This is a genomic window from Sphingopyxis sp. NFH-91 (assembly GCF_021401285.1).
Classification (GTDB): domain Bacteria; phylum Pseudomonadota; class Alphaproteobacteria; order Sphingomonadales; family Sphingomonadaceae; genus Sphingopyxis; species Sphingopyxis terrae_A.
The window spans coordinates 1-6,947 of sequence record NZ_JACBGA010000021.1 but is presented as its reverse complement, the minus strand read 5'-3'; the positions used below and the strand labels follow the sequence as shown (position 1 = coordinate 6,947).

The following is a 6,947-nucleotide window of genomic DNA, read 5'->3' as shown; positions in this document are numbered from 1 at the left end:
CGATCGGACAGACCCTTGGGGTTGTGATGGACGCTGAGATCGATGAAAGGTGCAGTCATGGGAACATCTCCGTTCCGGCGGCAGGGGTAGAGATGCCGTCGATGGGGACGAAATAGGCCGGAGAGAGGAGCGCGGAAATTTGGATGATGTCCCTACCGTACCTCCCCTAAGGGATTTACCGGAGGTCCAGCGTGCCAGCTTTGTGAGCCGCTTTCTGCCCCGGCTTCCGGTGGCGCAGGCGCTGGCGCTCGCATTGGTTGCCATCGCCTCGGGCGCCGGCGTCCGCCTCGCTTTCGCCGACGAGCTGGGCCAGCGCGCAACCTTCATCTTCTTCGTGCCCGGCGTGGTCCTGGCGGGCGCTCTTTCGGGATGGCGCGCCGGCCTCCTGGCGGCCCTGGCGGGCGCGGCGGCGGGCTTGTGGTGCGACAGCCTGTCGGGCCCTCTTGCCGGCGGGAGCTGGATAGCGGCTGCGTCATTCCTGCTAATTTCGCTGGCGATTGCCATCGGCGGCGAATGGTTCCAGCACGCGCGGGTCGAAACCGAGAGGGCTGCCGCCAGCCTCGCCGCGCGCGAAGCGCATCTCCGTTCGGTTCTGGAGACGGTGCCCGACGCGATGGTAGTCATTGACGAAGCTGGCGATATCCGTGACTTCAGTCCAGCAGCGACACGCATGTTTGGCTGGCCGGCAAAGGAGATAGTGGGCCGCAACGTGCGCCTGCTGATGCCTGAACCCTACCGCGGCGCGCATGACGATTATCTCGACCGCTACTACCGCACCGGCGAACGGCGGATCATCGGGAAGGGGCGCGTGGTCGTAGGAGAGCGGCGCGACGGCTCGACCTTTCCGATCGAATTGTCGGTCGGCGAGATGCGGGCCGGCGGCGAACGCTTTTTCACCGGTTTCATACGTGACCTCACCGAGAACCAGAAGGCCGAGGCGCGATTGCAGGAGCTGCAGAACGAACTCGTCCATGTTTCCCGTCTTACCAGTCTGGGCGAGATGGCGTCGGCGCTGGCGCACGAGATCAACCAGCCGCTGTCGGCGATCGCCAATTATCTTAAAGGCAGCCGGATCCTTCTGGCGCGCGAGGAGGTTCCGATGGATCGGCTGACCGACGCCGTTGAACGGGCGGCGGCAGAAGCTCTGCGCGCGGGCGACATCATTCGGCGGCTGCGCGATTTCGTCGCACGCGGCGAAACCGAGCGAACGGTCGAAAGCCTGCCCAAGCTCGTCGAGGAGGCGAGCGCGCTTGCGCTGGTAGGTGCGCGCGAACATGATATCCGCATTCGCTTCGCCTTCGATCCAGCCGTCGATCTGGTGCTCGTCGACAAGGTGCAGATTCAGCAGGTGGTGCTCAATCTCGTCCGCAATGCGGTCGACGCTTTTGCCGATACGACCGCGGGAAACCGCGAAATGACGATCGGGATCGAGTCCGATGGCGACATGGCCCGGGTCACCGTGACCGACAATGGCCCCGGCATTGATCCCGCCGTGGCGGCGCAATTGTTTCAGCCCTTCATAACCACGAAGCGCACCGGTATGGGCGTGGGCTTGTCGATCTCGCGCACTATCGTCGAGGCACATGGCGGGAAGATCCGGGTCGATCCGGTGCCCGGCGGCGGCGTGCGGTTCAGCTTCACCTTGCCGAGAATTGGCCACGAGGAGTTAATTGATGGCGAATGATCCGATCGTCTATGTGGTCGACGACGATGACGGCGCGCGCGGTTCGCTCGAATTTCTGCTTGATTGCACCGGCATCCGTGTCCGGGGCTTTGCGTCTGCCGACGCCTTTCTAAAGGCATCACCGCCACTCGATGGCGCTTGCGTCGTGACCGACGTACGGATGCCAGGGACCAGCGGGATGGAGTTGGTGGAGACATTGAAGGCTCGGGGCGCGTCCATCCCGGTCATTATGATTACCGGTCATGCCGATGTCCCGCTCGCCATTCAGGCCATGAAGGCCGGTGTCGCCGATTTCATCGAGAAGCCTTTCGACGATGACATCATGCTGGGTGCAATCCGGCGGGCGCTGACACAGCAGACCGGTAGCGAAAGCGCGCGGGCGGAACGACAGGCGATCATGGACCGCATGGCCGCGCTTTCGGCGCGCGAGCGCGAGGTCGTCGATGGTCTTGTCGCCGGCAAGGCGAACAAGGCCATAGCCTTTGATCTCTCGATCAGCGCACGGACGGTCGAGGTCTATCGGGCGAATGCCATGATGAAGATGCAGGCGAAAACGCTGTCGGACCTCGTTCGAATGGCGACGATCATCCAGCTCGACGGGCAGCGGACGCAGGATTGATTTTTCCAGGCCGCTGAATCGTCCGCTGGGCGGAACGTCTGCCCAAACGCCGGATCCGCAGGGAAAGCGCCCGCAACCGACGCCGACCATCGGCGTTCCTGGTTGAAGCCACGCAGATGCAGTTGCAGGTTTCAACATGAATTCTATTGAAAGTCTGATCGAGGAGGTGCGGCAATGTCAGACATGCGCTCTGCATCTCCCGCATGGAACCCGCCCCGTTCTGCAGGCCTCGCGCGAAGCGCGACTGCTCATCGCGAGCCAGGCTCCAGGATCTAAAGTCCACGCGTCGGGCGTTCCGTTCGCCGATCCATCGGGCGATCGGCTGCGCGCGTGGACCGGCCTGTCGGGCGACATCTTTTACGATGCGCAGCCAATTGCGATTCTTCCTATGGGGTTTTGCTATCCGGGGCGCAGCGCGGGCGGCGACGCCCCTCCTCGCCGGGAGTGCGCGCCGCTTTGGCGATCACGCCTTCTCGCCCACATGCCCCACATTCGTCTTACCTTGCTCGTGGGATCCTACGCGCAGGCGGCCGCCTTGGGGCCCGGCAAGGTGGAAGACCGTGTCCGCCATTACCGAGACTATCTACCGGATTACTTTCCGTTACCTCATCCATCCTGGCGATCACAAATTTGGATCGAGCGAAATCGCTGGTTCGAATCCGATGTTCTTCCCGCTCTCAAATCCGCCGTGAGACAGGCGTTGGGAAAAGGGACGGACGATGATTGAGGCCGCCGCCCTGTCGATTTACACAATCGGCCATTCGAGACGGACGATCGAAGTCTTCGTCGATATCCTGCGTGCCGTCGGGGTAACGCAAATCGTCGATATACGGTCTCATCCGCGCTCGCGAACCAACCCTCAATATAATCTCGACACACTTCCGCGCACGCTTGAGCAATATCAAATTGGCCATGTGTATCTGAAGGACCTTGGCGGGCGGAGGCCGCGGCAGCTGTCGGTCGATCCGGCCACGAACGGTTTCTGGAAGAACCAGAGTTTTCACAACTATGCGGACTATGCCACGACCAAGCCGTTCCAGGTCGCACTCGCCGAACTACTTGAACGGGGCGGCCAGAAGTCCAGTGCCATCATGTGCTCCGAGGCCGTCTGGTGGCGCTGCCACCGGCGGATTGTGGCCGACTATCTGTTGAATAAGGGATGCGCCGTGTACCACCTTATGGGGGCAGGCCGGGTAGAGCCGGCAAAAATGACCCCGGCCGCCACACCGGTCGAAAGCTGCCTGATATATCCCGACGAGCCGGCCCCCAGTCTTGGCGCTCGGAGAACGACATAATTTGGAAGCGAACTGCGCGGCCGTTTCCGCCCATGGCGGCCTTTGACGGCGCCCCGGCTTGGGTTTGGCCCCGACGACGAGGTCCGGAAATTTCATCCAGTCCGCCTCCTGCATCAGGGTGTCCGCGTCGAGCCGCTCATCCTGCAGTTGGCGGTCGATCGCCTGCTTGAACCCACCGAATATTTGGCGCGCTCACCCGGTAGGTGAAGCGGTCCCGAACCGGGCGCATTCCGCCGCCCTTGGCCGATCGGCAGTTGTCGATTCAGCTGTGAAGACGGCAAAAAAAGGCCTACCATCGCGCAAAACGACAGGCGCCGTCGCATGCGGAAAATCGAAAAGCGGCGCCGCGTCCACTCGATATGGGTAACGGCGTCCGCCTTTTCGGTTCCGGGCCGCCGCAACACTCCGCGAGGGCGGACTTGTCCTGATCAGGGAAGCGCGGCTGTTATGATGATTTCGACGCGATAGTCGGGCGTCGCGAGCTTCACCTCGCCGGTTGCCCGCGCGGGGGCATTGGCGCCGCCAACCCACTGATCCCATATCCCGTTCATCGCGCCGAAATCGCTCATGTCTGCAAGCCAGATCGTGGCGGTAAGGACATGCGATTTGTCGGTTCCCGCCTCGGCGAGGAGCGCATCGATCTTGTCGAGCACCGCACGGGTCTGCGCGGCCGTGTCCTCGCCGGGTGCGCCGATCTGGCCCGCGAGATAGACAAGGCCATTATGGATCACCGCCTGGCTCATGCGCGGGCCCGAATGGAGGCGTTCGATAGTCATCAATTTTCCTTTCCGTCTGTTTCAGATGTAGCGATCTATTCCGAGACCGGCGGGATCGATCGGCGGACGCTCGCCGCCGACCAGCGACGCGACAAGCCGCCCCGATCCGCAAGCCATCGTCCAGCCCAAGGTGCCGTGTCCGGTGTTGAGAAAAAGGTTCGGCACCGGGGTCGCGCCAATTACCGGCGTGCTATCGGGCGTCATCGGACGCAACCCGCTCCAGAAATGCGACGGTGCGTCCGCGTCGGCGGCGCCCGGGAACAACTCGTCCAGCGAATGGCGCAACGTCGCTTCACGCTGCGGCGGCAGCGTCCCGTTGAAGCCGGAGAGTTCGGCCATACCCCCGACCCTGATCCGGTCGCCAAGCCGCGTGATCGCGATCTTGTAGCTCTCGTCGAGCAGCGTCGATACCGGCGCTCGGTCAGCATCGGCAACGGGCAGGGTCATCGAATAGCCCTTGACCGGATAGACCGGCAAGGACAGTCCGGCGGGGCGCAGGATCGAGGGTGAATGGCTGCCGAGCGCGACCACATAGGCGTCGCCTCGGATCAGTCCGGTGTCGGTACGCACGCCGTCGACGCGGCCTTCGCCTATCTCCAGGCCGAAGATATGCGAACTGTAGCGAAGCTCGACGCCCATTGCAGGCAGGTGGGCGGCAAGCTGGCACGTGAACAGGTGACAGTCGCCGGTCTCGTCGCCGGGCAGACGCAGACCGCCGACGAAACGGTCCCGCGCCGCCGACAGTCCGGGCTCGGCAGCGACGCAAGCGTCCCGGCCAAGCAATTCATAGGCGACGCCATAATGTTCGAGCACCGCGATATCGCCCGCGCTGTCGTCGAACTGCTTCTGCGTCCGAAACAGCTGGAGGGTCCCTTGCGATCGCTGATCATAATTGAGCGGCAGTTGCCCGCGCAGCGCGATCAGTTGGTCGCGGCTATATTCGGCTAGCCGCACCATGCGGCTCTTGTTGAGAGCATAACGCGCCGACGTGCAGTTTCGCAGCATCGCGACGATCCATCGCAGCATCGCCATGTCGATGCGCGGCTTGAGGATCAGCGGGGCATGTTTCATGAACAGCCAGCGCATGGCTTTCAGCGGGATGCCTGGCCCTGCCCACGGCGACGCATAACCCGGCGAGATTTCCCCGGCATTGGCGAAGCTTGTCTCGAGCGCCGGCCCGGGTTGCCGGTCGATGAGTATGACCTCATGACCCGCTTCGGCCAGATAATAGGCCGACGTCACGCCGACGACGCCGGCACCCAGCACGACCACTCTCATGCCGCTTTTCCATCGGGCGCATGGCGCATCCGTCCATTTTCGATGATGAAGCGGGTGTGCCGCCTTCCGAGACCGGTCAGGATTTCGTAACCGATGGTTCCGGCATCGCGCGCGACATCGGCAATGGATTGCGAAGGGCCCAGCAGCTCCACAAAGTCTCCCTCCGAAATATCCGCTTCGGCAAGGCCGCTTATGTCGACCGTCAGACTGTCCATCGAAATGCGCCCGACGATCGGAAGCCGTACGCCCCGGTGCCAGACCGCGCCCTTGTCGCCGAGGTTTCGCGGCCAGCCGTCGGCATAGCCCGTGGCGATCGTTGCAATCCGTTGTGCCGCCGCCGCGACATGGTCGAGGCCATAGCCGACCGCCGTGCCAGCCGTGACGGTACGAATCTGCAGGACACGTGCCTCCAGACGCACCGCCGGACGCAGGATCTCTGCTTTCGTGACCGGGGCAACGCCGAACAATGCGATCCCGGCGCGCACCAGATCGCAGTGGAAATCCGTTCCAAGAAACGCGCCGGCGCTGTTCGCGATCGACTTCGGAACGCCAGGAAAATACGCCGCGACCGCCTCGAAGCGGCGGAGTTGGTCGATATTTGACTCGCGTAGCGGCTCGTCTCCGCAGGCAAGGTGCGTCATCAACAGCTTGAGGTCGATCTCCTCCGGCAATCCCGGCTCTCGCGCGGCGGTCACCGCGGCTTCGGGCGTGAGGCCGCGCCGCGACATCCCCGTGTCGACCTGCAGCGCGGCTGGTAGCTGCCGCGCGGCTGATCGGGCATGGGCGCGCCAGGCGGCGAGCTGAGCGGGGGAATTCAGTACGGGAACAAAGCCTGCATCGCAGCAGGCCGCTTCGCTGCCGGCGTCGAGACCGTTCAGGATCAGGATCGCGCAGTCGCGGCCCACGCGCCCCTGGAGCTGCTCCGCCTCGCTTAGCCGCGCGACAAAAAAGCTGCGGCAGCCGGCGTGGAGAAGCGCGGGTGCGACATTTGCGGCGCCTAAACCATAGCCGTCCGCCTTGATGACGGCTCCGCACGTCGCGGGCGCAACACGCCTCGCAAGATCCCGAAAATTCGCGGCGATCGCATCATTGTCGATGATGAGGCGGCTCGAATGTGGCGGCGACTTTGATTCCAACTTCCTCTCCCTCGCCGCAGAGAGTAGCGCGCACTATGCGCAATTTTTCGCCGAATTGACCAATGCCAGTGCTGATTTCTGCATTTTTTGACAGAATCTTCGAACAGATGGAGGAATCTTCGTGCCGAGTCTGAGTGATATGGATCGCCGCATCCTGAA

At 63.1% G+C, this 6,947-nt stretch carries 8 protein-coding genes; 4 read left to right on the top strand and 4 right to left on the bottom strand.

From position 1 onward, the window contains the following. Window positions 1-202: 202 nt before the first annotated feature. The 4 genes from L0963_RS19320 (at window position 203) to L0963_RS19305 (ending at window position 3,598) form a co-directional block, all read left to right on the top strand. Window positions 203-1,684, top strand: coding sequence for a sensor histidine kinase (locus L0963_RS19320; RefSeq protein ID WP_234181388.1), 1,482 nt, complete (start codon window positions 203-205; stop codon window positions 1,682-1,684). Beyond that, entirely contained in the window at window positions 1,674-2,303 is a 630-nt protein-coding gene (fixJ, locus tag L0963_RS19315; RefSeq protein WP_234181386.1) for a response regulator FixJ, read from the top strand. Before L0963_RS19320 ends, fixJ begins: the two co-directional genes overlap by 11 nt. Window positions 2,304-2,439: 136 nt before the next feature. Further along, the gene (locus tag L0963_RS19310) at window positions 2,440-3,030 is read left to right on the top strand and encodes a uracil-DNA glycosylase family protein (protein ID WP_234181376.1); all 591 of its coding nucleotides are present in this window, start codon (window positions 2,440-2,442) and stop codon (window positions 3,028-3,030) included. Then, window positions 3,023-3,598 (top strand): DUF488 domain-containing protein, encoded by a 576-nt coding sequence (locus L0963_RS19305; protein ID WP_234181374.1) that lies wholly within the window; start codon window positions 3,023-3,025, stop codon window positions 3,596-3,598. Before L0963_RS19310 ends, L0963_RS19305 begins: the two co-directional genes overlap by 8 nt. A 428-nt stretch (window positions 3,599-4,026) precedes the next feature. Here the strand turns inward: L0963_RS19305 and L0963_RS19300 are convergent, their stop codons facing one another. The 4 genes from L0963_RS19300 to L0963_RS19285 all read right to left on the bottom strand — a co-directional run. Then, window positions 4,027-4,374, bottom strand: a complete 348-nt coding sequence (locus tag L0963_RS19300) for a RidA family protein (RefSeq protein ID WP_234181372.1) — start codon at window positions 4,372-4,374, stop codon at window positions 4,027-4,029. 21 nt (window positions 4,375-4,395) lie between these two features. Next, window positions 4,396-5,652, bottom strand: coding sequence for a D-amino acid dehydrogenase (locus L0963_RS19295; protein WP_234181370.1), 1,257 nt, complete (start codon window positions 5,650-5,652; stop codon window positions 4,396-4,398). Then, window positions 5,649-6,788, bottom strand: a complete 1,140-nt coding sequence (gene alr, locus L0963_RS19290) for an alanine racemase (protein ID WP_234181368.1) — start codon at window positions 6,786-6,788, stop codon at window positions 5,649-5,651. Before alr ends, L0963_RS19295 begins: the two co-directional genes overlap by 4 nt. After that, a partial coding sequence (locus L0963_RS19285) for a hypothetical protein (RefSeq protein WP_234181366.1) occupies window positions 6,739-6,947 on the bottom strand: 209 nt, incomplete at its 5' end. The genes L0963_RS19285 and alr, both read right to left, overlap by 50 nt.

What these genes read in the sequence shown, in the direction of transcription:
- fixJ (WP_234181386.1), top strand. Translation starts at nt 1,674, where the DNA reads ATGGCGAATGATCCGATCGTCTATGTGGTCGACGACGATGACGGCGCG.
- L0963_RS19310 (WP_234181376.1), top strand. Translation starts at nt 2,440, where the DNA reads ATGAATTCTATTGAAAGTCTGATCGAGGAGGTGCGGCAATGTCAGACA.
- L0963_RS19305 (WP_234181374.1), top strand. Translation starts at nt 3,023, where the DNA reads ATGATTGAGGCCGCCGCCCTGTCGATTTACACAATCGGCCATTCGAGA.
- L0963_RS19300 (WP_234181372.1), bottom strand. Translation starts at nt 4,374, where the DNA reads ATGACTATCGAACGCCTCCATTCGGGCCCGCGCATGAGCCAGGCGGTG.
- L0963_RS19295 (WP_234181370.1), bottom strand. Translation starts at nt 5,652, where the DNA reads ATGAGAGTGGTCGTGCTGGGTGCCGGCGTCGTCGGCGTGACGTCGGCC.